Raw genomic sequence first — 21,652 nt, forward strand, 5'->3', positions numbered from 1 at the left:
TCTGATAAACTTACATAAATTTGTTGATTTTTCACACGAAGGTAAGGAAGAAGTGACAACTACAGAAACGATCAATGCTGATATGTTACTTGAGATGGAATCTGTCAATGTAATGCCATTCAGTGAACACGATAAAATTATTCTTAGATCTTATGAAGCCGTTGTAGACGGTATTGCCAGTCTTATCGGCCCCTTTTGTGAGATCGTTTTACACTCATTGGAAGATTTGAACACATCAGCAATTAAAATCGCCAATGGTGAGAACACGGGGCGCCAAGTCGGTTCACCTATCACAGACCTAGCTTTAAAAATGCTAAAAGATATTGAAGGCTCAGAGCGTAACTTTTCACGTTCGTACTTCACGCGAGCAAAAGGTGGGGTATTAATGAAGTCGATCACGATTGCTATTCGCAATGGTGAAAATCGAGTGATCGGTTTATTGTGTATTAACGTCAATTTAGACGCGCCTTTCTCGCAAGTTCTGCAATCGTTTATGCCAACTCAAGAAGCCAAAGAAGCGGCTTCATCAGTGAACTTTGCAAGTGATGTTGAAGAGTTGGTTGATCAAACTGTTGAGCGCACGATTGAAGAAATTAATGCAGATAAGTCAGTGTCGAACAATACGAAAAACCGTCAAATTGTCATGGAGCTGTATGACAAAGGGATCTTCGATATTAAAGATGCCATTAACCGAGTCGCTGATAGGCTGAATATTTCTAAGCACACGGTTTATCTTTATATTCGTCAACGCAAAACTGAGGATGAAGAAAGTTGAGTTCGTGCTTAACCTACACTCTGTTAGTCAATGGCTCTGTTTACGGTTCACAATCTGCTCGTAATGCCTACTTATTTGCTAAGGAAGTGGTCGCACAAGGGCATCAACTGAAAAGTGTCTTCTTTTATCAAGATGGCGTAAACAATGGCTCAAGCTTAACTGCGCCAGCTAATGATGAGTTTGACCTTGTTAAAGGGTGGCAAGAATTGGCGTTGGAACATAACGTTAGTTTAGAAACCTGTGTCGCAGCGGCATTGCGACGCGGCATCATTAGTAAGGCTGAAGCAGAACAACATCAATTAGAGGCATCAAATGTTGCGCAAGGTTTTGAACAAACCGGATTAGGCAGCTTGGCAGAAGCATTACTAACACAAGATAGGGTTGTTCAATTTTGAAGAAGGTTGCATTTGTATTTCATAGCTTGCCGCATTCGACATCATCTGGAAGAGAAGGCTTAGACGCCTTATTGGCCGCGTCTGCCTACACTGAAGATATTAGTGTGTTTTTTCTCGGGGATGGTGTGACTCAGTTACTTGCAAATCAGCAGCCTGATTCTGTGTTAAGTCGCGACTATATCAGCGCTTTCAAGCTGATGGATTTATACGATATCGAGAATATTTATGCGTGTAGTGCAAGTTTGGATAGGCTAGGTCTCGCTCACGCAGAAAAAGTGATTGATGTCGATATCATCCCACCAGAGCAAATAAAGCAACACTTAGCGGATTGCGAACAAGTTTTAACATTTTAGGCTTCTCATGCTGCATATCGTAAAATCATTAGACAAAATTAACTTGTTAGTGGACTACCTTGGTGATGATGACCACGTGTTATTGGTCGAAGATTCTGTGTACATCGCCAATCCAAATCATCACCTGCATAGTATTTTATGTGATCATTTTCGTATCTCAATATTAGAAAATGATTGTAATGCTCGAGGTCTTCAATTGGTCGCATCAGAACAGATTCGCAAAGTAGATTTTAAAGGCTTTGTAGAACTCACCGTTTTGCATAATAAATCAATCACTTGGTAGTGATGTTTTCTTGTTTCTAGAGTGCAGTGATTCTACTGAGCTCTAGATGGCTAAAAAAGATCTGTATATTTCTTGACACACCTCTCACTGCTGAATAGAATTTTGCGTCCCTATTTATACTATGTGTAAGTAGGGCTAGATTTTTCACAAGCTTACTTTTAAGTAAATCAGGAGCTAGTTAATGGCAACTATTAACCAGTTGGTTCGCAAACCTCGTGTAAAGCAAGTTGTTAAAAGCAACGTGCCTGCACTAGAAGCGTGCCCACAAAAACGTGGTGTATGTACTCGTGTTTACACTACTACACCTAAAAAACCTAACTCAGCACTTCGTAAAGTATGTCGTGTTCGTCTAACGAACGGCTTCGAAGTAACATCGTACATCGGTGGTGAAGGTCACAACCTACAAGAGCACAGTGTTGTTCTAATCCGTGGCGGTCGTGTAAAAGACCTTCCGGGTGTACGTTACCACACTGTACGTGGCGCACTTGACTGTGCTGGCGTAAATGACCGTAAACAAGGTCGTTCTAAGTACGGTGTTAAACGTCCTAAGTCTTAATGGATTCCGTTAAGTAAGGCCAAACACTAAATTAATTTAAATTCTTAATTTTTGAAAAAACTGTAAAGTTTTGGATAACCTGAAGAAGACAACGGAGAATATCCATGCCACGTCGTCGCGTAATAGGTCAGCGTAAGATCCTTCCAGATCCTAAGTTCAAATCTGAATTGCTGGCAAAATTCGTTAACATCCTAATGGTTGACGGAAAGAAATCTACTGCAGAGAAAATTGTTTACACTGCACTAGAAACTATGGCTGAGAAATCTGGTAAAGATCACTTAGCTGTATTTGAAGAAGCTCTTGAAAATGTTCGCCCAGCGGTAGAAGTTAAATCTCGCCGTGTAGGTGGTTCAACTTACCAAGTACCTGTAGAAGTTCGTCCGGTTCGCCGTAACGCTCTTGCTATGCGTTGGGTAGTTGAAGCTGCGCGTAAGCGTGGTGAAAAATCTATGGCTCAACGCCTAGCTGCTGAAATGCTAGACGCGTCTGAGAACAAAGGTACTGCGGTTAAGAAACGTGAAGACGTTCACCGCATGGCTGACGCAAACAAAGCGTTCGCACATTACCGCTGGTAATACCTTTTTAGTGCTGCAAGGTTCCTTGCAGCACTTCTTTAGTTCCTATGCTTATGCTAGGAACTATTGCTATTTCTAGGGCAAGTAATTTTCAATCCTAGGTATAGCAATAGTCCCTAAGTCTCTAATAAGAGGATTCAACCGTGGCTCGTAAAACTCCTATTGAGCGCTACCGTAATATTGGTATCGTCGCTCACGTAGATGCAGGTAAAACAACCACAAGTGAACGTATTCTGTTCTATACCGGTCTTTCTCACAAAATCGGCGAAGTTCACGATGGTGCAGCAACCATGGACTGGATGGAGCAAGAGCAAGAGCGCGGTATTACGATCACTTCAGCAGCAACAACTACGTTCTGGCGTGGTATGGAAGCGCAATTCCCAGATCACCGTATCAACATCATCGACACTCCTGGACACGTAGACTTCACTATCGAAGTAGAACGTTCTCTACGTGTACTTGATGGTGCCGTTGTTGTGTTCTGTGGTTCATCTGGTGTTGAACCTCAATCTGAGACAGTATGGCGTCAAGCTGATAAGTACCAAGTTCCACGTATGGTTTTCGTTAACAAAATGGACCGTACCGGCGCAGACTTCTTGCGTGTTATTGAACAGATCAAGGATCGCTTAGGCGCAACTCCTGTTCCAATTCAGCTGAACATTGGTGCTGAAGAAAACTTCCAAGGCGTTGTCGATCTTATCAAGATGAAGGCAATCAACTGGAACGAAGCTGATCAGGGTATGACTTTTACGTATGAAGACATTCCAGCAGACATGCAAGAAATGGCTGAAGAATATCGTACAGAACTTGTTGAAGCAGCTGCGGAAGCATCTGAAGAGCTAATGGATAAGTACCTTGAAGAAGGTGAACTAACAGAAGCTGAAATCAAACTAGGTCTTCGTACTCGTACCCTTAATAACGAAATCGTACTGGCCACTTGTGGTAGTGCATTCAAAAATAAAGGCGTACAAGCTGTTCTAGATGCTGTGGTTGATTTCCTTCCTTCTCCAGTTGATGTACCTGCAATTAAAGGTATCGATGAAGACGAGAATGAAGCAGAGCGTCATGCTGACGATAACGAACCATTCTCAGCGCTAGCATTCAAAATTGCTACAGACCCGTTTGTTGGAACTTTAACTTTCGTTCGTGTTTACTCTGGTGTTGTTGAAAGCGGTAAAACAGCTTACAACTCAGTGAAGAAACAACGTGAACGCTTAGGTCGTATTGTTCAAATGCATTCAAACAAGCGTGAAGAAGTAAAAGAAGTTCGTGCGGGCGACATCGCGGCGATTATCGGCCTAAAAGATGTAACCACTGGTGAGACTCTGTGTGACCAGAACCATAAGATCGTTCTTGAGCGCATGGAATTCCCAGACCCAGTTATTCAGATCGTTGTAGAGCCGAGCTCTCAAGCTGATCAAGATAAAATGACTATCGCACTAAGCAAATTAGCTGCAGAAGACCCATCGTTCCGCGTCGATATGGATGACGAAACAGGCCAGACACTTATATCTGGTATGGGTGAACTACACTTAGACATCATCGTTGATCGTATGAAGCGCGAATTTAGCGTGAACTGCAACGTTGGTAACCCGCAAGTGGCTTACCGTGAAACAATTCGTGGTACAGCAAAAGCGGAAGGTAAATTTATCCGTGAACACGGTGGTAAAGGTCAGTACGGTCATGTATGGCTGAAACTGGAACCATCAGAAGTTGGCGAAGGTTTTGTCTTCGTGGATGAAATTGCCGATGGTACAGTACCAAAAGAGTTTATCGCTTCAGTCGCTAAAGGCGTTGAAGAACAGATGAACAATGGTGTGCTTGCTGGCTATCCAGTTCTGGATATCAAAGCTACACTATATGATGGTTCTTACCATGAAACAGATTCAAGTGAGATGGCGTTTACAATCGCTGCCTCTATGGCTTTCAGAGCGGGTGCACTTGAAGCGCAACCAGTTCTGCTTGAGCCTATGATGAAAGTTGAAGTGACTACTCCAGAAGACTGGATGGGTGACGTTGTTGGCGATATTAACCGTCGTCGCGGCATCATCGAAGGTATGGACGAGGGGACAGCTGGCCTGAAGATAATTCGTGCACAAGTTCCGTTGTCTGTCATGTTCGGTTATTCAACTGATTTACGTTCTGCGACACAAGGTCGTGCTTCTTACTCTATGGAGTTTAGTGAGTACGCTGAAGTGCCTAACAATGTTGCAAAAGCAATCATTGCAGAGCGTGGTTAAACAAAAGGAACGCATTTTTTTCATTTTTTGAAAGATCTAATGCGTCCAAATATTGCGCTAGCGAGAGTTGGCGCATAAAATAGCAATTTCTGGCGCGTCTCGATCAATAAGGATCGTGGCGAATCATAACTAGGAAGGAACACGCTCGTGTCTAAAGAAAAATTTGAACGTACGAAACCGCACGTAAACGTTGGTACTATCGGCCACGTTGACCACGGTAAAACAACTCTAACAGCTGCTATCTGTACTACACTTTCTAAAGTGTACGGTGGTGAAGCGAAAGACTTCGCATCTATCGATAACGCTCCAGAAGAGCGTGAGCGCGGTATCACAATCGCAACTTCTCACGTTGAGTACGACACTCCAACTCGTCACTACGCACACGTAGACTGTCCAGGACACGCGGATTATGTTAAAAACATGATCACTGGTGCTGCACAAATGGACGGTGGTATCCTAGTTGTTGCTGCGACTGACGGCCCAATGCCTCAAACTCGTGAGCACATCCTACTTGGTCGTCAAGTTGGTATCCCTTACATCATCGTATTCATGAACAAATGTGACATGGTTGATGACGAAGAGCTACTTGAGCTAGTAGAAATGGAAGTTCGTGAACTTCTTTCTGAGTACGAATTCCCAGGTGATGACCTACCAGTAATCCAAGGTTCAGCTCTTGGTGCACTAAACGGCGAAAAGCAATGGGAAGACAAGATCATTGAGCTTGCAGAAGCACTAGATTCTTACATCCCAGAGCCAGAGCGTGCAGTAGACCAACCGTTCCTACTACCAATCGAAGACGTATTCTCGATCCAAGGTCGTGGTACTGTTGTAACTGGTCGTATCGAGCGTGGTATCCTACGTGTAGGTGACGAAGTAGAAATCGTTGGTATCAAAGAGACAACTCTTACTACTTGTACTGGTGTTGAAATGTTCCGTAAGCTGCTTGACGAAGGTCGTGCAGGTGAGAACGTTGGTGCACTACTACGTGGTACTAAGCGTGACGAAGTTGAACGTGGCCAAGTACTATCTGCTAAAGGTTCTATCAACCCACACACTAAGTTCGAGTCTGAAGTATACGTACTTTCTAAAGACGAAGGCGGCCGTCACACTCCTTTCTTCAAAGGTTACCGTCCACAGTTCTACTTCCGTACAACTGACGTAACAGGCGACATCACTCTACCAGAAGGCGTAGAAATGGTAATGCCAGGTGACAACGTTCAAATGACTGTTGAGCTAATCGCTCCAATCGCAATGGACGAAGGTCTACGTTTCGCTATCCGTGAAGGTGGCCGTACTGTAGGTGCTGGTGTTGTAGCTAAAATCTTCGCTTAATAACGAATGATTTTGCTTTATCTTCAATAGAAGATAGCATCTTAAAGGGGAAGCTTAGGCTTCCCTTTTTGTTTTTGGTTATAAGGAAAACCTTTAAAATAGAAACAAAGCCACTTTATTGTATGACTAAATACAATAACTTAAATGGCCCCAAATAATCGTTCCTCCATCTAGCCTAAGAAAATACCAAACTTCACGTTTTCATATAACCGAATGTTCTAGGCAAACGTCAAAATAGAACTGGTAATAAGAATGATTCCTTTTTATATTTAGTCCCAGGTTAAAGATTTGGGTTTTAGTATGTACGTATGTTTGTGTCATGGGGTCTCGGACAAAAAAATTCGACAGCTTGTTTTAGACGAAGGCATAACAGATATAAAGGGAATCAAAAAGTGCACAGCGTTGGGTAGTCAATGTGGCAAGTGTGTGCGTCCTGCAAAAGAAATCATCAACGAAACAGCAACAGTCCTGTTTAAACAGGCAAGTTAGTTCGAAAGATAGTGGATTAACTTTTTTGACACTTCTCAAATTGGTTCTAAAGTTAGAGGAGCCAAAGAGGAGGGCTATGCTATGAAAGGTGATCCAATCATAATTCAACATCTCAACAAAGTTCTGGGTAATGAACTTGTTGCCATCAACCAATACTTTCTCCATGCTCGAATGTACAAAGACTGGGGACTAAAGCATCTTGCAGACAAGGAATACCACGAATCAATCGATGAAATGAAGCATGCCGATCATTTGATTGAACGTATTCTTTTCTTAGAAGGTTTGCCAAATTTGCAAGATTTGGGAAAACTGAATATTGGTGAAGATACAAAAGAAATGTTGGAAAGTGATCTCGATGTAGAGATGAGGGCAATTCCTGATTTAAAAAGTGCAATCGCATATGCGGAAGATACCCATGACTATGTATCCAGAGACCTTTTTCAAGATATTCTAGAAGATGAAGAAGAACACGTTGACTGGCTTGAAACTCAATTAGGTCTTATCAAAATGACAGGCATCGAAAACTATCTACAAGCTCAATATGTAGATGAAGATGACGATTAACTAAGTATTTTGCCTATGTCGCCTTACCGAGACATAGGCATTCCCTCTCCCCAAATATCTATTTCGATTATTTTCTCTCCACTACTTGCAAGATAAAATGTGATCTGTATAATGCACCGCACTGGCTTAAGCTGGTTGTGAACCAATGAGCACTGAGGAGTAGGTTTTACCTAGTAATGTATACTCAGCTTATGTTCGCGGTTAATAAAAATAGTAAACATTAGGTTTACTTCAAAAGTTAACTGACAATGCGTCCTAATTTTGGATGCTACGGTTTCACATAAATCAATCGGCATTCTCTCGTTTTATCGAGTTTGAGTGGCGATATTGTTTGTGTAATTTTTAATAATTGGAGCTCTGTCTCATGCAGAACCAACGTATTCGTATCCGCCTTAAAGCTTTCGATTACAAACTAATCGATGCTTCAACAGCGGAAATCGTTGAAACAGCAAAACGTACTGGCGCACAGGTTCGTGGTCCTATCCCACTTCCTACTCGTAAAGAGCGTTTCACTGTTCTTGTCTCTCCACACGTCAACAAAGATGCACGTGACCAGTACGAAATCCGTACTCACAAGCGTTTGATCGACATCGTTGAGCCAACAGATAAAACTGTTGATGCTCTTATGCGTCTTGATCTTGCTGCTGGCGTTGATGTTCAAATCAGCCTAGGTTAAGGGAGATAAGAATAATGATTGGTCTAGTCGGACGTAAAGTGGGTATGACCCGCGTATTTACTGAAGAAGGCGTTTCTATCCCAGTAACTGTTGTTGAGGTTGAAGCGAACCGTATTTCTCAAGTTAAAACTCTAGAGAACGACGGCTACGCAGCAATCCAAGTAACTACTGGTGCTAAGAAAGCTAACCGTGTAACTAAGCCTGAAGCTGGTCACTTCGCGAAAGCGGGTGTAGAAGCAGGCCGCGGTCTTTGGGAATTCCGTTTAGAAAACGGCGAAGAGTTTGAAGTTGGCGCTGAGCTAAACGTAGAACTTTTCAACGAAATTAAAAAAGTAGACGTTACTGGTACATCTAAAGGTAAAGGTTTCCAAGGCGCAGTTAAGCGTTGGAACTTCTCTACTCAAGATATGACTCACGGTAACTCTTTGTCTCACCGTGCACCGGGTTCAATTGGCCAATGTCAAACTCCAGGTCGCGTGTTTAAAGGCAAGAAAATGGCAGGTCACATGGGTGCTGAGCGTGTAACGACTCAAAACCTAGAGATCGTACGTGTTGACGCTGAGCGCAATCTGCTTCTTATTAAAGGTGCAGTACCAGGCTCAACAGGCGGCAACGTGATCGTAAAACCTGCTGTTAAAGCATAACGTCTAGGAGTAAGTAATGGAATTGATGGTTAAAGGTGCTGATGCACTAACTGTTTCCGAGACTACTTTCGGACGTGACTTCAACGAAGCTCTTGTACACCAAGTAGTTGTTGCATATGCAGCAGGTGCTCGTCAAGGTACTCGTGCTCAAAAGACTCGTTCTGAAGTATCTGGCGGTGGCGCTAAGCCATGGCGTCAAAAAGGTACTGGCCGCGCACGTGCTGGTACAATTCGTAGCCCAATCTGGCGTACAGGTGGTGTTACTTTTGCTGCGAAACCTCAAGATCACAGCCAAAAAGTAAACAAAAAAATGTACCGTGGTGCTATGAAGAGCATTCTTTCTGAGCTTGTTCGTCAAGAGCGTTTAATCGTTGTTGATAACTTCTCAGTAGAAGCACCAAAAACAAAAGAACTTGTAGCTAAGCTTAAAGAGCTTGAGCTAAGCGACGTTCTGATTGTTACTGGCGAAGTAGATGAAAATCTATTCTTAGCTGCTCGCAACCTATATAAAGTTGACGCACGTGACGTTGCTGGTATCGACCCAGTATCTCTAATTGCGTTTGACAAGGTTCTAATGACTGCTGACGCAGTTAAGCAAGTTGAGGAGTCGCTAGCATGATCACTGAAGAGCGTATCTTAAAAGTTCTACGTGCTCCGCACATCTCTGAAAAAGCTACTATGGCAGCTGAGAAAGCGAACACTATCGTTTTCAAAGTAGCTAAAGATGCAACTAAGAAAGAGATCAAAGCAGCTGTAGAAAAGCTATTTGAAGTTGAAGTTAAGTCTGTAAATACTCTTGTTCTTAAGGGTAAGACCAAACGTCAAGGTATGCGTGAAGGCCGTCGTTCAGACGTTAAGAAAGCCTACGTTACTTTGAAAGAAGGTCAAGATCTTGACTTCGTTGGCGGCGCGGAATAACAGGAGTAGTTAAAAATGGCTATTGTTAAATGTAAGCCGACTTCCCCTGGTCGTCGTCACGTCGTTAAAGTTGTTAACGCTGACCTACACAAGGGTAAGCCATACGCACCTCTTCTAGAGAAAAACTCTAAGAACGGTGGTCGTAACAACAACGGTCGTATCACAGTACGTCACATCGGTGGTGGTCACAAGCATCACTACCGTGTAATTGACTTCAAACGTACTAAAGATGGCATCCCAGCGAAAGTTGAGCGTCTAGAATACGATCCAAACCGTAGCGCAAACATCGCTCTAGTTCTGTACGCAGACGGTGAGCGTCGTTACATCATTGCACCTAAAGGTGTTCAAGCAGGTGACCAGATTCAATCTGGTGCAGATGCGCCAATCAAAGCAGGTAACACTCTGCCGATGCGCAACATCCCAGTAGGTTCTACTGTACACTGTGTTGAACTTAAGCCTGGTAAAGGTGCTCAACTAGCTCGTTCGGCTGGTGCTTATGCTCAAATCGTTGCTCGCGACGGTGCATACGTAACTATCCGTCTACGTTCTGGTGAGATGCGCAAAGTACTTTCTGAAGGTCGTGCAACGATCGGTGAAGTTGGTAACTCTGAGCATATGCTACGTGAACTTGGTAAAGCTGGTGCTTCACGCTGGCGCGGCGTACGTCCAACCGTACGTGGTGTAGTAATGAACCCGGTGGATCACCCACACGGTGGTGGTGAAGGCCGCACATCTGGTGGTCGTCACCCAGTTTCTCCTTGGGGCGTTCCTACTAAGGGCTTCAAGACTCGTAAGAACAAGCGCACTGACAAGTACATCGTACGTCGTCGTAACAAATAATCTATAAAGAGGAATCGCCATGCCACGTTCTCTCAAGAAAGGTCCTTTTATTGACCTACACTTGCTGAAGAAGGTAGAGAAAGCGGTGGAAAGCGGAGACAAAAAGCCTATTAAGACTTGGTCCCGTCGCTCAATGATCATCCCAACAATGATTGGTTTGACCATCGCTGTCCATAATGGTCGTCAGCACGTACCAGTATTTGTAACTGAAGAAATGATCGGTCACAAACTGGGCGAATTTGCACCAACTCGTACTTATCGCGGTCATGCTGCAGATAAGAAAGCTAAGAAGAAGTAAGGAGTAGATGATGGAAGCTTTAGCTAAACATAACTTTGCTCGTATTTCTCCACAGAAAGCTCGCTTAGTTGCAGACCAAATTCGCGGTAAGTCGGTAGACCAAGCTCTAGAAATCCTAACTTTCAGCAACAAAAAAGCTGCTGTTTTAGTTAAGAAGGTTCTTGAGTCAGCTATCGCTAACGCGGAACATAACGAAGGTGCAGATATCGACGATCTAAATGTCGCTAAAATCTTCGTAGATGAGGGCCCTATCATGAAGCGTATTATGCCTCGTGCTAAAGGTCGTGCGGATCGTATCTTGAAGCGTTCAAGCCACATCACTATTGTTGTAGCAGATCGCTAAAGACTAGGAGAGTAAGCAATGGGTCAGAAAGTACATCCTAATGGTATTCGTCTTGGCATCGTTAAGCCTTGGAATGCTACATGGTTTGCTAATACCAAAGATTTCGCTGACAACCTAGACGGCGACTTCAAGGTACGTCAGTTCCTTACAAAGGAACTACAAAAAGCATCACTATCTCGTATCGTTATCGAGCGTCCAGCTAAGAGCATCCGTGTGACTATTCACACTGCTCGTCCTGGCGTTGTTATCGGTAAGAAAGGTGAAGACGTAGAAAAGCTACGCGCAGCTGTAGCTAAAATCGCAGGTGTACCAGCGCAAATTAATATCGCTGAAGTACGTAAGCCTGAGTTAGATGGTCAGCTAGTAGCTGATAGCATCGCGTCTCAACTAGAGCGTCGTGTTATGTTCCGTCGTGCTATGAAGCGCGCAGTACAAAACGCTATGCGTCTAGGCGCTAAAGGTATCAAAGTGGAAGTAAGTGGTCGTCTAGGCGGCGCTGAAATCGCACGTTCTGAGTGGTACCGTGAAGGCCGTGTGCCTCTACACACTCTACGTGCAGACATTGATTACGCAACTTCTTCGGCTCACACTCAATACGGTGTGATCGGCATTAAAGTTTGGATCTTCAAAGGTGAGATTCTAGGCGGTATGCCAGCTGCTAACGCAGTAGAGCCTAAAGGCGATAAGCCTAAGAAGCAGCGTAAAGGCCGTAAGTAAGGAGTCGAACGATGCTACAACCAAAACGTACTAAGTTCCGCAAGGTTCAGACTGGTCGTAACCGTGGTCTAGCTAAAGGTACTGAAGTGAGCTTCGGCGAATTCGGTCTTAAAGCTGTAGGCCGTGGCCGTATCACTGCTCGTCAAATCGAAGCGGCACGTCGTGCTATGACGCGTCACATTAAGCGTCAAGGTCAAATCTGGATTCGTATTTTCCCAGACAAACCGATTACTGAAAAACCTCTTGAAGTTCGTCAAGGTAAAGGTAAAGGTAACGTTGAGTACTGGGTAGCACAAATCCAACCTGGTAAGGTTATGTACGAGATGAATGGCGTACCTGAAGAGTTGGCACGTGAAGCGTTCCGCCTAGCGGCACGTAAACTGCCTGTTAAAACTACTTTTGTAACTAAGCAGGTGATGTGATGAAAGCACAAGATCTACGCGAAAAGAACGTTGAAGAGCTTAACGCTGAGCTTTTGAATTTGCTACGTGAACAGTTCAACTTGCGCATGCAAGCTGCGACTGGTCAACTTCAGCAAACTCATACTCTAAAAGCTGTACGCCGTGATATCGCACGTGTGAAAACTGTTTTGACTGAAAAGGCAGGCGCATAATGAGCGAAACTAACCGCATCCAGCAAGGTCGTGTTGTAAGTGACAAGATGGACAAGTCTATCGTTGTTGCTATTGAACGTACTGTAAAACACCCAATTTACGGTAAATACGTTAAGCGCACGACTAAAGTACACGCACACGACGAGAACAACGAATGTGGCCTAGGCGACAAAGTTGAAATCGCTGAGTGTCGTCCTCTGTCTAAGACTAAGTCTTGGACATTGGTTAAAGTTATAGCAAAAGCAAAGATTTAATCTTTGTAATTCTATAACTTCCAAGCGGCTCCAAAATTTTTTTTGGGGCCGCTTGTTTTTTGTCTACCCAATTTAAAAAAAGGGTGGTACAATTCGCGTCCCTTTTAAAGAGGCAGCCCGACCCGAGAGGGTCTAGTTTTAATATTTAGCGGAGCACTAACAATGATCCAGATGCAAAGTACACTTGACGCAGCAGATAACTCTGGCGCGCGCAAGGTAATGTGTATTAAGGTTCTGGGTGGCTCTCACCGCCGTTATGCACATATCGGTGACATCATCAAAGTTACAGTTAAGGAAGCAATTCCTCGCGGTAAAGTAAAAAAAGGTGATGTTCTGAAGGCGGTAGTAGTGCGCACCCGTAAAGGCGTTCGTCGCCCAGACGGTTCTGTCATTCGCTTCGACAGTAATGCTTGTGTATTGTTAAACGACACTACTGAGCAACCAGTCGGCACACGTATCTTTGGTCCTGTGACTCGTGAACTTCGTAACGCGAAATTCATGAAAATTGTGTCACTAGCACCTGAAGTTCTGTAAGGAGCGGCAACATGGCAGCTAAAATCCGTCGTAATGACGAAGTAATCATTCTTGCTGGTAAAGATAAAGGCAAGAAAGGTAAGGTAACTAAGGTTCTGACAACTGGCAAAGTTATCGTTGAAGGTATCAACCTTGTTAAAAAACACCAAAAGCCTGTACCGGCTCTAGGTCAACAAGGCGGCATCGTTGAACAGGAAGCAGCTATTGATGCTTCTAACGTTGCAATCTTTAACGCGGCTACTGGTAAAGCAGACCGCATCGGTTTCCGTATTGAAGATGGTAAGAAAGTTCGTTTCTTTAAATCTAACGGCGAAATCGTTTCTAACTAATTAGAAGTAATTTGGAGTTCTACTATGGCGAAACTGCATGATTACTACAAGTCGTCTGTAGTCGCTGAGCTTACCAAAGAGTTCAGCTACACAAGCGTCATGCAAGTCCCTAGGATTGAGAAAATCACCCTAAACATGGGCGTTGGTGAAGCAATCAACGATAAGAAACTGCTAGAAAACGCAGCAGCTGATATGGCAACGATCTCTGGTCAAAAGCCTCTTATCACTAAAGCGCGTAAATCTGTAGCTGGTTTCAAAATTCGTGAAGGCTACCCAATTGGTTGTAAAGTAACCTTGCGTGGTGAGCGCATGTGGGAATTTTTAGAGCGTTTAATCTCTATTGCTCTTCCACGTGTACGTGATTTCCGTGGTGTTAGCGCTAAGTCTTTTGACGGTCGCGGTAACTACAGCATGGGCGTTCGCGAGCAAATCATCTTTCCGGAAATCGACTACGATAAAGTCGATCGTGTCCGCGGTCTTGATATCACTATCACGACGACTGCTGGTTCCGATGAGGAAGGCCGTGCTCTGCTGGCTGCCTTTAACTTCCCATTCCGTAAGTAAGGTGTAGGGTTACTGTTATGGCTAAACAATCAATGAAAGCACGTGAAGCTAAACGTGCGAAACTAGTAGCTAAGTTCGCTGAAAAGCGTTCTGCGCTAAAAGTTATCATTAGCGATGTAAACGCATCTGAAGAAGATCGTTGGAATGCAGTTCTTAAATTGCAATCTCTTCCACGTGATTCAAGTGCATCACGTCAGCGCAACCGTTGCAACCAAACTGGTCGTCCACACGGTTACCTACGTAAGTTCGGTCTAAGCCGTATTAAGGTTCGTGAAGCTTGCATGAAAGGCGAGATTCCGGGTCTTCGTAAGGCTAGCTGGTAATTGCCACTTAATCATTTGGAGTAAATCTTATGAGCATGCAAGATCCGATTTCGGATATGCTGACCCGCGTTCGTAACGGTCAGGCAGCAAACAAAGTTGCTGTAAAAATGCCTTCTTCAAAGCTTAAAGTTGCAATTGCTGCATTGCTTAAAGCTGAAGGTTACATCGTTGACTTCGCTGTTGAAGGCGAAGCAAAACCTGAGCTAGAAGTTACTCTTAAGTACTTCCAAGCTAAACCTGTAATCGAGCAAATCAAACGTGTATCACGTCCTGGTCTAAGAGTTTATAAAAATAAAGACTCTCTACCAACTGTGATGGGCGGTCTTGGTATTGCTGTTGTTTCCACTTCCAAAGGTCTTATGTCTGACCGTGCTGCTCGCAAAGCAGGTCTTGGTGGTGAAATCATCTGTTACGTAGCTTAATAGGAGTAGACTATGTCTCGTGTTGCTAAAGCACCTGTCGCTATTCCAGCTGGCGTAGAGGTGAAACTAAACGGCCAAGAAATCACTGTAAAAGGTGGTAAAGGTGAGCTAACTCGCGTTCTTAACGGCGCAGTAGTGATTGCACAGGAAGAAAACAACCTAACTTTCGGTCCGAAAGAAGGTGTTGCTAACGCATGGGCACAAGCTGGTACAGCTCGCGCTCTAGTTAACAACATGGTTGTTGGTGTTACTCAGGGCTTCACTAAGAAATTAGTGCTTAAAGGTGTAGGTTACCGTGCTGCTATGAAAGGCAACGCTGTAGGTCTAACACTTGGCTTTTCTCACCCAGTAGAGCACGCTCTACCTGAAGGTATTAAAGCTGAATGCCCTAGCCAAACTGAGATCATTATTACTGGTTGTGATAAGCAGCTAGTTGGTCAAGTTGCGGCTGACATTCGTTCTTACCGCGAACCTGAGCCTTACAAAGGCAAAGGTGTTCGTTACGCAGATGAAAATGTGCGTACTAAAGAAGCTAAGAAGAAGTAAGGTATCACTATGGATAAGAAAGCATCTCGCATCCGTCGTGCTACACGTGCACGTCGTAAGATTGCAGAACTTGGTGCAACTCGCCTGGTAGTACACCGTACTCCTCGCCACGTTTACGCACAAGTTATCGCGGCAAACGGCTCTGAGGTTATCGCAGCTGCTTCTACTGTAGAAAAAGCGATCCGTGAGCAAGTTAAGAATACTGGTAACGTTGACGCTGCTAAAGCTGTAGGTAAAGCTATTGCTGAGCGCGCTATCGAAAAAGGCATCTCAGATGTTGCTTTCGATCGTTCTGGTTTCCAATACCACGGTCGAGTAGCGGCGCTAGCAGAATCTGCTCGCGAAGCTGGTCTGAAATTCTAAGGTAGGGTTGGAAGATGGCTAAAGAACAACAACAAGCTAATGATTTGCAAGAAAAGCTGATCGCAGTTAACCGTGTTTCTAAGACGGTTAAAGGTGGTCGAATCATGAGCTTCACTGCACTAACAGTAGTTGGTGACGGTAATGGTCGCGTAGGTTTCGGTTACGGCAAAGCTCGTGAAGTACCTGCTGCGATTCAAAAAGCAATGGAAAAAGCGCGTCGTAACATGGTTACTGTTGCGCTTAACGAAGGCACACTTCACCACCCGGTGAAAGGTCGTCATTCGGGCTCTAAAGTTTACATGCAGCCAGCTGCTGAAGGTACAGGTGTTATTGCCGGTGGTGCAATGCGTGCTGTACTTGAAGTTGCGGGCGTACATAACGTACTTTCTAAAGCATACGGTTCTACGAACCCTATCAACATCGTTCGTGCAACGATTGGTGCTCTAGTAGACGTTAAGTCACCAGAAATGGTTGCTGCTAAACGTGGTCTAACTGTTGAATCTATTTCGGAGTAAGAACACTATGGCAACTATTAAAGTAACTCAAACTAAAAGCTCAATTGGTCGCCTACCTAAGCACAAAGCGTGCTTGAAAGGTTTAGGCCTTCGTCGCATCAACCATACAGTAGAACTTGAAGATACTCCGTGCGTACGCGGTATGATCAACAAGGTTTACTACATGGTTAAGATTGAGGAGTAATCAGAATGCGTTTGAATACTCTATCACCGGCTGCTGGCTCTAAACCTTCTAAGAAGCGTGTAGGTCGTGGTATCGGTTCTGGCCTTGGTAAAACAGGTGGCCGCGGCCACAAAGGTCAAAAGTCACGTTCTGGCGGCTCTGTTCGTCCAGGTTTCGAAGGCGGTCAAATGCCTCTGAAACAACGTCTACCTAAATTCGGTTTCACTTCTCGTAAGAGCCTAGTGTCTGCTGAAGTTCGTCTAGCTGAGCTGGCGAAAGTAACAGGTGACGTAGTTGACCTAAACAGCTTAAAAGCTGCTAACGTAATCACTAAGAACATCGAATTTGTAAAAGTTGTTCTTTCTGGTGAACTTAGCAAAGCTGTGACTGTTAAAGGTCTACGCGTGACTAAAGGCGCTAAAGCTGCAATCGAAGCTGCAGGCGGTAAAATCGAGGAATAATCTCGAGGAACGAGGTACAGATGGCTAAGAAACCAGGACAAGATTTTCGTAGTGCTCAGAGCGGCTTAAGTGAACTAAAGTCGCGCTTATTATTCGTAGTGGGTGCTCTTTTAGTATTCCGAGCCGGCTCTTTTGTGCCGATTCCTGGTATTGACGCAGCTGTACTTGCCGATTTGTTCGAACAGCAAAAAGGTACCATCGTAGAAATGTTTAACATGTTCTCCGGTGGTGCTCTTGAGCGTGCATCTATATTAGCATTGGGTATCATGCCGTACATTTCGGCATCGATCGTAGTCCAATTGCTAACTGTAGTTCATCCAGCGTTAGCGGAACTCAAGAAAGAGGGTGAAGCAGGCCGTCGTAAGATCAGCCAATATACACGCTACGGCACGCTTGTACTTGCAACATTCCAAGCTATTGGTATTGCAACTGGCTTACCAAACATGGTCGACAATCTGGTTGTTATCAACCAAACCATGTTTACGCTAATTGCTACCGTGAGTTTAGTAACTGGTACCATGTTCTTAATGTGGTTAGGTGAACAAATCACTGAGCGAGGAATCGGTAATGGTATATCCATTCTGATTTTTGCAGGTATTGTTGCTGGATTGCCTTCTGCAATCGGTCAAACAATCGAGCAAGCGCGTCAAGGTGAATTGCATGTGCTTCTTCTGCTGTTGATTGCTGTATTGTCTTTTGCTGTTATCTACTTCGTAGTTTTCATGGAACGTGGTCAACGTCGTATTGTCGTTAACTATGCGAAACGTCAACAAGGTCGTAAGGTTTTTGCAGCACAAAGCTCTCACTTGCCTCTTAAAATTAATATGGCAGGTGTTATTCCAGCGATTTTCGCATCAAGTATTATTTTGTTCCCAGGAACATTAGCACAGTGGTTTGGTCAAAATGGTGAAAGCAGCGCGTTCGGTTGGTTAACTGACGTGTCATTAGCTCTTAGCCCAGGTCAGCCTCTGTATGTAATGCTTTATGCAGCAGCTATAATCTTCTTCTGTTTCTTCTATACAGCGTTGGTGTTTAACCCACGTGAAACAGCTGATAACTTGAAGAAGTCTGGTGCATTCGTACCCGGTATCCGCCCAGGTGAGCAGACAGCGAAGTATATCGATAAAGTGATGACAAGATTGACCCTAGCGGGCGCTCTATACATTACTTTTATCTGTCTGATTCCTGAATTCATGATGGTCGCGTGGAACGTACGTTTCTACTTCGGCGGAACGTCACTACTTATCGTAGTGGTTGTAATCATGGATTTCATGGCACAGGTACAGACTCATCTGATGTCACAACAGTATGATTCTGTGTTAAAGAAAGCGAATCTGAAAGGTTACGGCCGTTAATTCGGTGGTAATAGTTTCAGTTCCATTTACGGAGTTTAGCAATGAAAGTTCGTGCTTCCGTTAAAAAAATCTGCCGTAACTGTAAAGTTATCAAGCGTAACGGTGTCGTTCGCGTGATTTGCAGTGAGCCAAAGCATAAGCAACGCCAAGGCTAATTAGCAGAAATTTTTACTTGAAATATAAGGTAGTGTCGAGTATATTCCTCGGCCTACCTTTTGCGTGCAAAAGAAGTAGTATGCCGCAGCGTATCCATAACGGGCTTTGCTGCGGATAATTCTTTTATGAACCCCTTAGGAGTGAATAATGGCCCGTATAGCAGGCATTAACATTCCTGATCACAAGCATTCTGTGATTGCATTAACTGCAATTTACGGCATCGGTAAAACTCGCTCTCAAGCTATCCTAGCTGAAGTGGGTATTGCTGAAAATGCTAAGATCAGTGAACTAACTGAAGAGCAGATCGATCAACTGCGTGATGGTGTAGCTAAGTACACTGTAGAAGGTGATCTACGTCGTGAAGTATCGATGAACATCAAGCGTCTTATGGACCTTGGCTGTTACCGCGGTCTTCGTCATCGTCGCAGTCTACCACTACGTGGACAGCGTACTAAAACCAACGCTCGCACCCGTAAGGGTCCGCGCAAGCCGATCAAGAAATAGTCGGATAAGGTAGAGTACAATGGCAAAACAACCAACTCGCGCGCGTAAGCGCGTACGCAAGCAAGTAGCTGATGGCGTAGCGCACATCCATGCTTCTTTCAACAACACAATCGTAACTATCACTGACCGTCAAGGCAACGCTCTTGCATGGGCTACAGCAGGTGGCTCAGGTTTCCGTGGTTCTCGTAAATCTACTCCGTTCGCAGCACAAGTTGCAGCTGAGCGTTGTGGTGAAATGGCTAAAGAATATGGCCTAAAGAACTTGGAAGTTATGGTTAAGGGTCCAGGTCCAGGTCGCGAATCTACTGTTCGTGCACTGAACGCTGCTGGTTTCCGTATCACTAACATTGTTGATGCGACACCAATCCCTCATAACGGTTGTCGTCCACCTAAGAAACGTCGCGTTTAAGTTTCGTTTCTAGGAATATTGGAGAAAGATCATGGCAAGATATTTGGGTCCTAAGCTGAAGCTTAGCCGTCGCGAAGGTACAGACTTATTCCTTAAGTCAGGTGTACGCGCGATCGATACCAAGTGTAAAATTGATAACGCACCAGGTGTACACGGCGCTCGTCGCGGTCGTCTATCTGAGTATGGCGTTCAGCTTCGTGAGAAGCAAAAAGTTCGTCGTATCTACGGCGTTCTAGAAAAACAATTCCGTAACTACTACAAAGAAGCTGCACGTCTTAAAGGCAACACAGGTGCAAACCTACTTCAGCTTCTTGAAGGTCGTCTTGATAACGTAGTTTACCGCATGGGCTTTGGTGCAACTCGCGCTGAATCTCGTCAACTAGTTAGCCACAAAGCTATCCTAGTTAACGGTAAAGTTGTAAACGTTCCTTCTTTCAAAGTAGCGGCTAACGACGTTGTTTCTATCCGCGAGAAAGCTAAACAGCAATCTCGTATTAAAGCGGCTCTAGAAGTTGCTGAACAACGTGAAAAACCAACTTGGATTGAAGTAGATGCTGGCAAGATGGAAGGTACATTCAAGCGTATGCCTGAGCGTTCTGACCTATCAGCTGACATCAACGAACACTTGATCGTCGAACTTTACTCTAAGTAAGGTTAAAAAAAGAGAGGACACAATGCAGGGTTCTGTAACAGAATTTCTTAAGCCGCGTCTTGTTGACATTGAACAGATCAATACGACACACGCAAAAGTAACTCTTGAGCCATTAGAGCGTGGTTTTGGCCACACTCTAGGTAATGCTCTTCGCCGCATTCTTCTATCTTCTATGCCGGGTTGTGCCGTAACAGAAGTTGAAATTGAAGGTGTGCTACACGAATACAGCACAAAAGAAGGCGTTCAGGAAGATATTCTTGAAATCCTTCTAAACCTTAAAGGTTTAGCTGTACGCGTTGCTGAAGGCAAAGATGAAGTGTTTATTACACTGAACAAATCAGGCTCAGGCCCTGTTGTTGCAGGTGACATCACCCACGATGGTGATGTAGAGATCGCTAACCCTGAGCACGTAATTTGTCACCTAACGGATGACAACGCTGAGATCGCTATGCGTATCAAAGTTGAACGTGGTCGTGGTTACGTTCCAGCTTCAGCTCGTATCCATACTGAAGAAGATGAGCGTCCAATCGGTCGTCTACTTGTTGACGCTACATACAGCCCGGTTGATAAAATCGCTTACGCTGTAGAAGCGGCACGTGTAGAGCAGCGTACTGACTTAGACAAGCTTGTTATCGACATGGAAACGAACGGTACTCTTGAACCTGAGGAAGCTATCCGTCGCGCAGCTACTATTTTAGCTGAGCAATTGGATGCGTTCGTAGATCTTCGTGATGTACGTGTACCTGAGGAGAAGGAAGAGAAGCCAGAATTCGATCCAATCCTACTGCGTCCTGTAGACGATCTTGAACTAACAGTTCGCTCTGCTAACTGTTTGAAAGCAGAAGCGATTCACTACATCGGTGATCTTGTACAGCGCACTGAGGTTGAGCTACTTAAAACGCCAAACCTTGGTAAGAAATCTCTTACAGAGATTAAAGATGTGCTTGCTTCACGTGGTCTTTCTCTAGGCATGCGTCTAGAAAACTGGCCACCAGCGTCAATCGCTGAAGATTAATCGAAAAGTTAGAAGGATTAGGTCATGCGCCATCGTAAAAGTGGTCGTCAACTCAACCGCAACAGCAGTCATCGTAAAGCGATGTTCAGCAATATGGCTAGCTCTCTTGTTCGCCACGAAGTTATCAAAACTACCGTGCCAAAAGCAAAAGAACTACGTCGCGTAATTGAGCCGTTGATTACCCTAGCTAAGACAGACAGTGTTGCTAACCGTCGTCTTGCATTTGCTCGCACTCGTGATAACGAAGTTGTAGCAAAACTATTTAATGAACTAGGCCCGCGTTTTGCGGCTCGCCAAGGTGGTTACACTCGCATTCTTAAATGTGGTTTCCGTACTGGTGATAAAGCTCCAATGGCTTACATTGAGCTTGTAGACCGCCCAGCTGCTGAAGAAGCTGCCGAGTAATCTACACTAGATTGTTAATACAAAAAGCCGAGCATCTGCTCGGCTTTTTTGTATCTAATGCTTTTTAAGTA

Annotated in this window: 38 protein-coding genes; all 38 read left to right on the top strand. The window is 44.4% G+C overall.

The window, feature by feature from the left end:
- Nucleotides 1-52 precede the first annotated feature (52 nt).
- The 38 genes from ACHUFI_RS11650 to rplQ all read left to right on the top strand — a co-directional run bounded on the left by ACHUFI_RS11650 (nt 53) and on the right by rplQ (nt 21,581).
- On the top strand, nt 53-775 hold the full coding sequence (locus tag ACHUFI_RS11650) for a helix-turn-helix transcriptional regulator (protein ID WP_137358596.1): 723 nt from the start codon (nt 53-55) through the stop codon (nt 773-775).
- A complete protein-coding gene (gene tusD / locus ACHUFI_RS11655; RefSeq protein WP_394249294.1) occupies nt 772-1,170 on the top strand; it encodes a sulfurtransferase complex subunit TusD in 399 nt (132 codons plus the stop codon). The genes ACHUFI_RS11650 and tusD overlap by 4 nt, the downstream gene beginning before the upstream one ends.
- On the top strand, nt 1,167-1,523 hold the full coding sequence (gene tusC / locus ACHUFI_RS11660; protein WP_394249296.1) for a sulfurtransferase complex subunit TusC: 357 nt from the start codon (nt 1,167-1,169) through the stop codon (nt 1,521-1,523). Before tusD ends, tusC begins: the two co-directional genes overlap by 4 nt.
- Nucleotides 1,524-1,530: 7 nt before the next feature.
- A complete protein-coding gene (tusB, locus tag ACHUFI_RS11665; protein ID WP_394249298.1) occupies nt 1,531-1,806 on the top strand; it encodes a sulfurtransferase complex subunit TusB in 276 nt (91 codons plus the stop codon).
- Nucleotides 1,807-1,987: 181 nt separating this feature from the next.
- Nucleotides 1,988-2,362: a 30S ribosomal protein S12 gene (rpsL, locus tag ACHUFI_RS11670; protein ID WP_004737194.1), complete on the top strand. Its 375-nt coding sequence runs from the start codon at nt 1,988-1,990 to the stop codon at nt 2,360-2,362.
- A gap of 104 nt (nt 2,363-2,466) precedes the next feature.
- Nucleotides 2,467-2,937 carry a 30S ribosomal protein S7 gene (gene rpsG, locus ACHUFI_RS11675; RefSeq protein WP_017073678.1) on the top strand — a complete coding sequence of 157 codons (471 nt, stop codon included), beginning with the start codon at nt 2,467-2,469 and terminating at the stop codon, nt 2,935-2,937.
- Between the two features lie 143 nt (nt 2,938-3,080).
- Nucleotides 3,081-5,177, top strand: coding sequence for an elongation factor G (fusA, locus tag ACHUFI_RS11680; protein WP_394249300.1), 2,097 nt, complete (start codon nt 3,081-3,083; stop codon nt 5,175-5,177).
- Between the two features lie 147 nt (nt 5,178-5,324).
- Nucleotides 5,325-6,509, top strand: coding sequence for an elongation factor Tu (gene tuf, locus ACHUFI_RS11685; protein WP_394249089.1), 1,185 nt, complete (start codon nt 5,325-5,327; stop codon nt 6,507-6,509).
- Nucleotides 6,510-6,809: 300 nt separating this feature from the next.
- Nucleotides 6,810-6,998 carry a (2Fe-2S)-binding protein gene (locus ACHUFI_RS11690; protein WP_394249302.1) on the top strand — a complete coding sequence of 63 codons (189 nt, stop codon included), beginning with the start codon at nt 6,810-6,812 and terminating at the stop codon, nt 6,996-6,998.
- 81 nt (nt 6,999-7,079) lie between these two features.
- Complete coding sequence (bfr, locus tag ACHUFI_RS11695) at nt 7,080-7,562, top strand: bacterioferritin (RefSeq protein ID WP_394249304.1); 483 nt, start codon at nt 7,080-7,082, stop codon at nt 7,560-7,562.
- A 364-nt stretch (nt 7,563-7,926) separates the two neighbouring features.
- The gene (gene rpsJ, locus ACHUFI_RS11700) at nt 7,927-8,238 is read left to right on the top strand and encodes a 30S ribosomal protein S10 (RefSeq protein WP_102406620.1); all 312 of its coding nucleotides are present in this window, start codon (nt 7,927-7,929) and stop codon (nt 8,236-8,238) included.
- A 14-nt stretch (nt 8,239-8,252) separates the two neighbouring features.
- Nucleotides 8,253-8,882, top strand: coding sequence for a 50S ribosomal protein L3 (gene rplC / locus ACHUFI_RS11705; RefSeq protein WP_004738804.1), 630 nt, complete (start codon nt 8,253-8,255; stop codon nt 8,880-8,882).
- A 16-nt stretch (nt 8,883-8,898) separates the two neighbouring features.
- Complete coding sequence (rplD, locus tag ACHUFI_RS11710; RefSeq protein WP_032553334.1) at nt 8,899-9,501, top strand: 50S ribosomal protein L4; 603 nt, start codon at nt 8,899-8,901, stop codon at nt 9,499-9,501.
- Nucleotides 9,498-9,800, top strand: a complete 303-nt coding sequence (gene rplW, locus ACHUFI_RS11715; protein ID WP_004736765.1) for a 50S ribosomal protein L23 — start codon at nt 9,498-9,500, stop codon at nt 9,798-9,800. The genes rplD and rplW overlap by 4 nt, the downstream gene beginning before the upstream one ends.
- A 15-nt stretch (nt 9,801-9,815) precedes the next feature.
- Nucleotides 9,816-10,640 carry a 50S ribosomal protein L2 gene (gene rplB, locus ACHUFI_RS11720; protein ID WP_137358603.1) on the top strand — a complete coding sequence of 275 codons (825 nt, stop codon included), beginning with the start codon at nt 9,816-9,818 and terminating at the stop codon, nt 10,638-10,640.
- Between the two features lie 19 nt (nt 10,641-10,659).
- Nucleotides 10,660-10,938: a 30S ribosomal protein S19 gene (gene rpsS / locus ACHUFI_RS11725; protein WP_004736729.1), complete on the top strand. Its 279-nt coding sequence runs from the start codon at nt 10,660-10,662 to the stop codon at nt 10,936-10,938.
- Nucleotides 10,939-10,948: 10 nt separating this feature from the next.
- Complete coding sequence (gene rplV, locus ACHUFI_RS11730; RefSeq protein ID WP_004736732.1) at nt 10,949-11,281, top strand: 50S ribosomal protein L22; 333 nt, start codon at nt 10,949-10,951, stop codon at nt 11,279-11,281.
- 18 nt (nt 11,282-11,299) lie between these two features.
- Nucleotides 11,300-11,998, top strand: a complete 699-nt coding sequence (rpsC, locus tag ACHUFI_RS11735; protein ID WP_004738797.1) for a 30S ribosomal protein S3 — start codon at nt 11,300-11,302, stop codon at nt 11,996-11,998.
- Nucleotides 11,999-12,009: 11 nt separating this feature from the next.
- Nucleotides 12,010-12,420, top strand: coding sequence for a 50S ribosomal protein L16 (rplP, locus tag ACHUFI_RS11740; RefSeq protein ID WP_004398466.1), 411 nt, complete (start codon nt 12,010-12,012; stop codon nt 12,418-12,420).
- Nucleotides 12,420-12,611, top strand: coding sequence for a 50S ribosomal protein L29 (gene rpmC / locus ACHUFI_RS11745; protein ID WP_004736737.1), 192 nt, complete (start codon nt 12,420-12,422; stop codon nt 12,609-12,611). The genes rplP and rpmC overlap by 1 nt, the downstream gene beginning before the upstream one ends.
- Entirely contained in the window at nt 12,611-12,865 is a 255-nt protein-coding gene (rpsQ, locus tag ACHUFI_RS11750; RefSeq protein WP_394249308.1) for a 30S ribosomal protein S17, read from the top strand. Before rpmC ends, rpsQ begins: the two co-directional genes overlap by 1 nt.
- 162 nt (nt 12,866-13,027) lie before the next feature.
- On the top strand, nt 13,028-13,399 hold the full coding sequence (gene rplN, locus ACHUFI_RS11755) for a 50S ribosomal protein L14 (protein WP_004738793.1): 372 nt from the start codon (nt 13,028-13,030) through the stop codon (nt 13,397-13,399).
- An 11-nt stretch (nt 13,400-13,410) separates the two neighbouring features.
- Nucleotides 13,411-13,728 carry a 50S ribosomal protein L24 gene (gene rplX / locus ACHUFI_RS11760; RefSeq protein ID WP_113795478.1) on the top strand — a complete coding sequence of 106 codons (318 nt, stop codon included), beginning with the start codon at nt 13,411-13,413 and terminating at the stop codon, nt 13,726-13,728.
- 24 nt (nt 13,729-13,752) lie between these two features.
- Nucleotides 13,753-14,292 carry a 50S ribosomal protein L5 gene (gene rplE, locus ACHUFI_RS11765; protein WP_137358605.1) on the top strand — a complete coding sequence of 180 codons (540 nt, stop codon included), beginning with the start codon at nt 13,753-13,755 and terminating at the stop codon, nt 14,290-14,292.
- Between the two features lie 17 nt (nt 14,293-14,309).
- Nucleotides 14,310-14,615 carry a 30S ribosomal protein S14 gene (rpsN, locus tag ACHUFI_RS11770; protein WP_004738789.1) on the top strand — a complete coding sequence of 102 codons (306 nt, stop codon included), beginning with the start codon at nt 14,310-14,312 and terminating at the stop codon, nt 14,613-14,615.
- Nucleotides 14,616-14,644: 29 nt separating this feature from the next.
- Nucleotides 14,645-15,037, top strand: coding sequence for a 30S ribosomal protein S8 (gene rpsH / locus ACHUFI_RS11775; protein ID WP_004738788.1), 393 nt, complete (start codon nt 14,645-14,647; stop codon nt 15,035-15,037).
- 12 nt (nt 15,038-15,049) lie between these two features.
- Nucleotides 15,050-15,583, top strand: a complete 534-nt coding sequence (gene rplF, locus ACHUFI_RS11780) for a 50S ribosomal protein L6 (RefSeq protein ID WP_137358606.1) — start codon at nt 15,050-15,052, stop codon at nt 15,581-15,583.
- 9 nt (nt 15,584-15,592) lie between these two features.
- Complete coding sequence (rplR, locus tag ACHUFI_RS11785; RefSeq protein ID WP_394249311.1) at nt 15,593-15,946, top strand: 50S ribosomal protein L18; 354 nt, start codon at nt 15,593-15,595, stop codon at nt 15,944-15,946.
- A gap of 14 nt (nt 15,947-15,960) precedes the next feature.
- Entirely contained in the window at nt 15,961-16,461 is a 501-nt protein-coding gene (gene rpsE, locus ACHUFI_RS11790; RefSeq protein ID WP_004738783.1) for a 30S ribosomal protein S5, read from the top strand.
- 7 nt (nt 16,462-16,468) lie between these two features.
- Nucleotides 16,469-16,645: a 50S ribosomal protein L30 gene (rpmD, locus tag ACHUFI_RS11795; RefSeq protein WP_004736756.1), complete on the top strand. Its 177-nt coding sequence runs from the start codon at nt 16,469-16,471 to the stop codon at nt 16,643-16,645.
- 5 nt (nt 16,646-16,650) lie between these two features.
- Nucleotides 16,651-17,085: a 50S ribosomal protein L15 gene (gene rplO, locus ACHUFI_RS11800; protein ID WP_137358609.1), complete on the top strand. Its 435-nt coding sequence runs from the start codon at nt 16,651-16,653 to the stop codon at nt 17,083-17,085.
- Nucleotides 17,086-17,105: 20 nt separating this feature from the next.
- Nucleotides 17,106-18,440: a preprotein translocase subunit SecY gene (secY, locus tag ACHUFI_RS11805; RefSeq protein ID WP_137358610.1), complete on the top strand. Its 1,335-nt coding sequence runs from the start codon at nt 17,106-17,108 to the stop codon at nt 18,438-18,440.
- Between the two features lie 41 nt (nt 18,441-18,481).
- Nucleotides 18,482-18,595, top strand: a complete 114-nt coding sequence (rpmJ, locus tag ACHUFI_RS11810) for a 50S ribosomal protein L36 (protein WP_000868186.1) — start codon at nt 18,482-18,484, stop codon at nt 18,593-18,595.
- A 148-nt stretch (nt 18,596-18,743) separates the two neighbouring features.
- Nucleotides 18,744-19,100 (top strand): 30S ribosomal protein S13, encoded by a 357-nt coding sequence (gene rpsM / locus ACHUFI_RS11815; RefSeq protein WP_017029081.1) that lies wholly within the window; start codon nt 18,744-18,746, stop codon nt 19,098-19,100.
- 19 nt (nt 19,101-19,119) lie between these two features.
- Nucleotides 19,120-19,509: a 30S ribosomal protein S11 gene (rpsK, locus tag ACHUFI_RS11820; RefSeq protein ID WP_004738778.1), complete on the top strand. Its 390-nt coding sequence runs from the start codon at nt 19,120-19,122 to the stop codon at nt 19,507-19,509.
- Between the two features lie 31 nt (nt 19,510-19,540).
- On the top strand, nt 19,541-20,161 hold the full coding sequence (gene rpsD / locus ACHUFI_RS11825; protein WP_137358611.1) for a 30S ribosomal protein S4: 621 nt from the start codon (nt 19,541-19,543) through the stop codon (nt 20,159-20,161).
- 22 nt (nt 20,162-20,183) lie between these two features.
- On the top strand, nt 20,184-21,176 hold the full coding sequence (locus tag ACHUFI_RS11830; RefSeq protein WP_004729813.1) for a DNA-directed RNA polymerase subunit alpha: 993 nt from the start codon (nt 20,184-20,186) through the stop codon (nt 21,174-21,176).
- 24 nt (nt 21,177-21,200) lie between these two features.
- On the top strand, nt 21,201-21,581 hold the full coding sequence (gene rplQ, locus ACHUFI_RS11835; protein WP_004729812.1) for a 50S ribosomal protein L17: 381 nt from the start codon (nt 21,201-21,203) through the stop codon (nt 21,579-21,581).
- Nucleotides 21,582-21,652 lie beyond the last annotated feature (71 nt).

The sequence above is a fragment of the Vibrio profundi genome (assembly GCF_043642225.1).
Lineage (GTDB): Bacteria > Pseudomonadota > Gammaproteobacteria > Enterobacterales > Vibrionaceae > Vibrio > Vibrio profundi_A.

Excerpts from the sequence above, each read along its gene's own strand:
- rpsK (WP_004738778.1), top strand. The coding sequence starts at position 19,120 with ATGGCAAAACAACCAACTCGCGCGCGTAAGCGCGTACGCAAGCAAGTA.
- rpsC (WP_004738797.1), top strand. The coding sequence starts at position 11,300 with ATGGGTCAGAAAGTACATCCTAATGGTATTCGTCTTGGCATCGTTAAG.
- rpsL (WP_004737194.1), top strand. The coding sequence starts at position 1,988 with ATGGCAACTATTAACCAGTTGGTTCGCAAACCTCGTGTAAAGCAAGTT.
- rpsE (WP_004738783.1), top strand. The coding sequence starts at position 15,961 with ATGGCTAAAGAACAACAACAAGCTAATGATTTGCAAGAAAAGCTGATC.
- rpsH (WP_004738788.1), top strand. The coding sequence starts at position 14,645 with ATGAGCATGCAAGATCCGATTTCGGATATGCTGACCCGCGTTCGTAAC.
- rpsN (WP_004738789.1), top strand. The coding sequence starts at position 14,310 with ATGGCTAAACAATCAATGAAAGCACGTGAAGCTAAACGTGCGAAACTA.
- secY (WP_137358610.1), top strand. The coding sequence starts at position 17,106 with ATGGCTAAGAAACCAGGACAAGATTTTCGTAGTGCTCAGAGCGGCTTA.
- rplE (WP_137358605.1), top strand. The coding sequence starts at position 13,753 with ATGGCGAAACTGCATGATTACTACAAGTCGTCTGTAGTCGCTGAGCTT.
- rplO (WP_137358609.1), top strand. The coding sequence starts at position 16,651 with ATGCGTTTGAATACTCTATCACCGGCTGCTGGCTCTAAACCTTCTAAG.
- rpsJ (WP_102406620.1), top strand. The coding sequence starts at position 7,927 with ATGCAGAACCAACGTATTCGTATCCGCCTTAAAGCTTTCGATTACAAA.
- rpmC (WP_004736737.1), top strand. The coding sequence starts at position 12,420 with ATGAAAGCACAAGATCTACGCGAAAAGAACGTTGAAGAGCTTAACGCT.
- rpsG (WP_017073678.1), top strand. The coding sequence starts at position 2,467 with ATGCCACGTCGTCGCGTAATAGGTCAGCGTAAGATCCTTCCAGATCCT.
- rpsD (WP_137358611.1), top strand. The coding sequence starts at position 19,541 with ATGGCAAGATATTTGGGTCCTAAGCTGAAGCTTAGCCGTCGCGAAGGT.
- ACHUFI_RS11830 (WP_004729813.1), top strand. The coding sequence starts at position 20,184 with ATGCAGGGTTCTGTAACAGAATTTCTTAAGCCGCGTCTTGTTGACATT.
- rpsQ (WP_394249308.1), top strand. The coding sequence starts at position 12,611 with ATGAGCGAAACTAACCGCATCCAGCAAGGTCGTGTTGTAAGTGACAAG.
- tusB (WP_394249298.1), top strand. The coding sequence starts at position 1,531 with ATGCTGCATATCGTAAAATCATTAGACAAAATTAACTTGTTAGTGGAC.
- rplX (WP_113795478.1), top strand. The coding sequence starts at position 13,411 with ATGGCAGCTAAAATCCGTCGTAATGACGAAGTAATCATTCTTGCTGGT.
- rpsS (WP_004736729.1), top strand. The coding sequence starts at position 10,660 with ATGCCACGTTCTCTCAAGAAAGGTCCTTTTATTGACCTACACTTGCTG.
- rplC (WP_004738804.1), top strand. The coding sequence starts at position 8,253 with ATGATTGGTCTAGTCGGACGTAAAGTGGGTATGACCCGCGTATTTACT.
- rplN (WP_004738793.1), top strand. The coding sequence starts at position 13,028 with ATGATCCAGATGCAAAGTACACTTGACGCAGCAGATAACTCTGGCGCG.
- ACHUFI_RS11690 (WP_394249302.1), top strand. The coding sequence starts at position 6,810 with ATGTACGTATGTTTGTGTCATGGGGTCTCGGACAAAAAAATTCGACAG.
- rpsM (WP_017029081.1), top strand. The coding sequence starts at position 18,744 with ATGGCCCGTATAGCAGGCATTAACATTCCTGATCACAAGCATTCTGTG.
- rplQ (WP_004729812.1), top strand. The coding sequence starts at position 21,201 with ATGCGCCATCGTAAAAGTGGTCGTCAACTCAACCGCAACAGCAGTCAT.
- rplD (WP_032553334.1), top strand. The coding sequence starts at position 8,899 with ATGGAATTGATGGTTAAAGGTGCTGATGCACTAACTGTTTCCGAGACT.
- rplR (WP_394249311.1), top strand. The coding sequence starts at position 15,593 with ATGGATAAGAAAGCATCTCGCATCCGTCGTGCTACACGTGCACGTCGT.
- rpmJ (WP_000868186.1), top strand. The coding sequence starts at position 18,482 with ATGAAAGTTCGTGCTTCCGTTAAAAAAATCTGCCGTAACTGTAAAGTT.
- rplF (WP_137358606.1), top strand. The coding sequence starts at position 15,050 with ATGTCTCGTGTTGCTAAAGCACCTGTCGCTATTCCAGCTGGCGTAGAG.
- rplB (WP_137358603.1), top strand. The coding sequence starts at position 9,816 with ATGGCTATTGTTAAATGTAAGCCGACTTCCCCTGGTCGTCGTCACGTC.
- bfr (WP_394249304.1), top strand. The coding sequence starts at position 7,080 with ATGAAAGGTGATCCAATCATAATTCAACATCTCAACAAAGTTCTGGGT.
- rpmD (WP_004736756.1), top strand. The coding sequence starts at position 16,469 with ATGGCAACTATTAAAGTAACTCAAACTAAAAGCTCAATTGGTCGCCTA.
- rplV (WP_004736732.1), top strand. The coding sequence starts at position 10,949 with ATGGAAGCTTTAGCTAAACATAACTTTGCTCGTATTTCTCCACAGAAA.
- rplP (WP_004398466.1), top strand. The coding sequence starts at position 12,010 with ATGCTACAACCAAAACGTACTAAGTTCCGCAAGGTTCAGACTGGTCGT.
- rplW (WP_004736765.1), top strand. The coding sequence starts at position 9,498 with ATGATCACTGAAGAGCGTATCTTAAAAGTTCTACGTGCTCCGCACATC.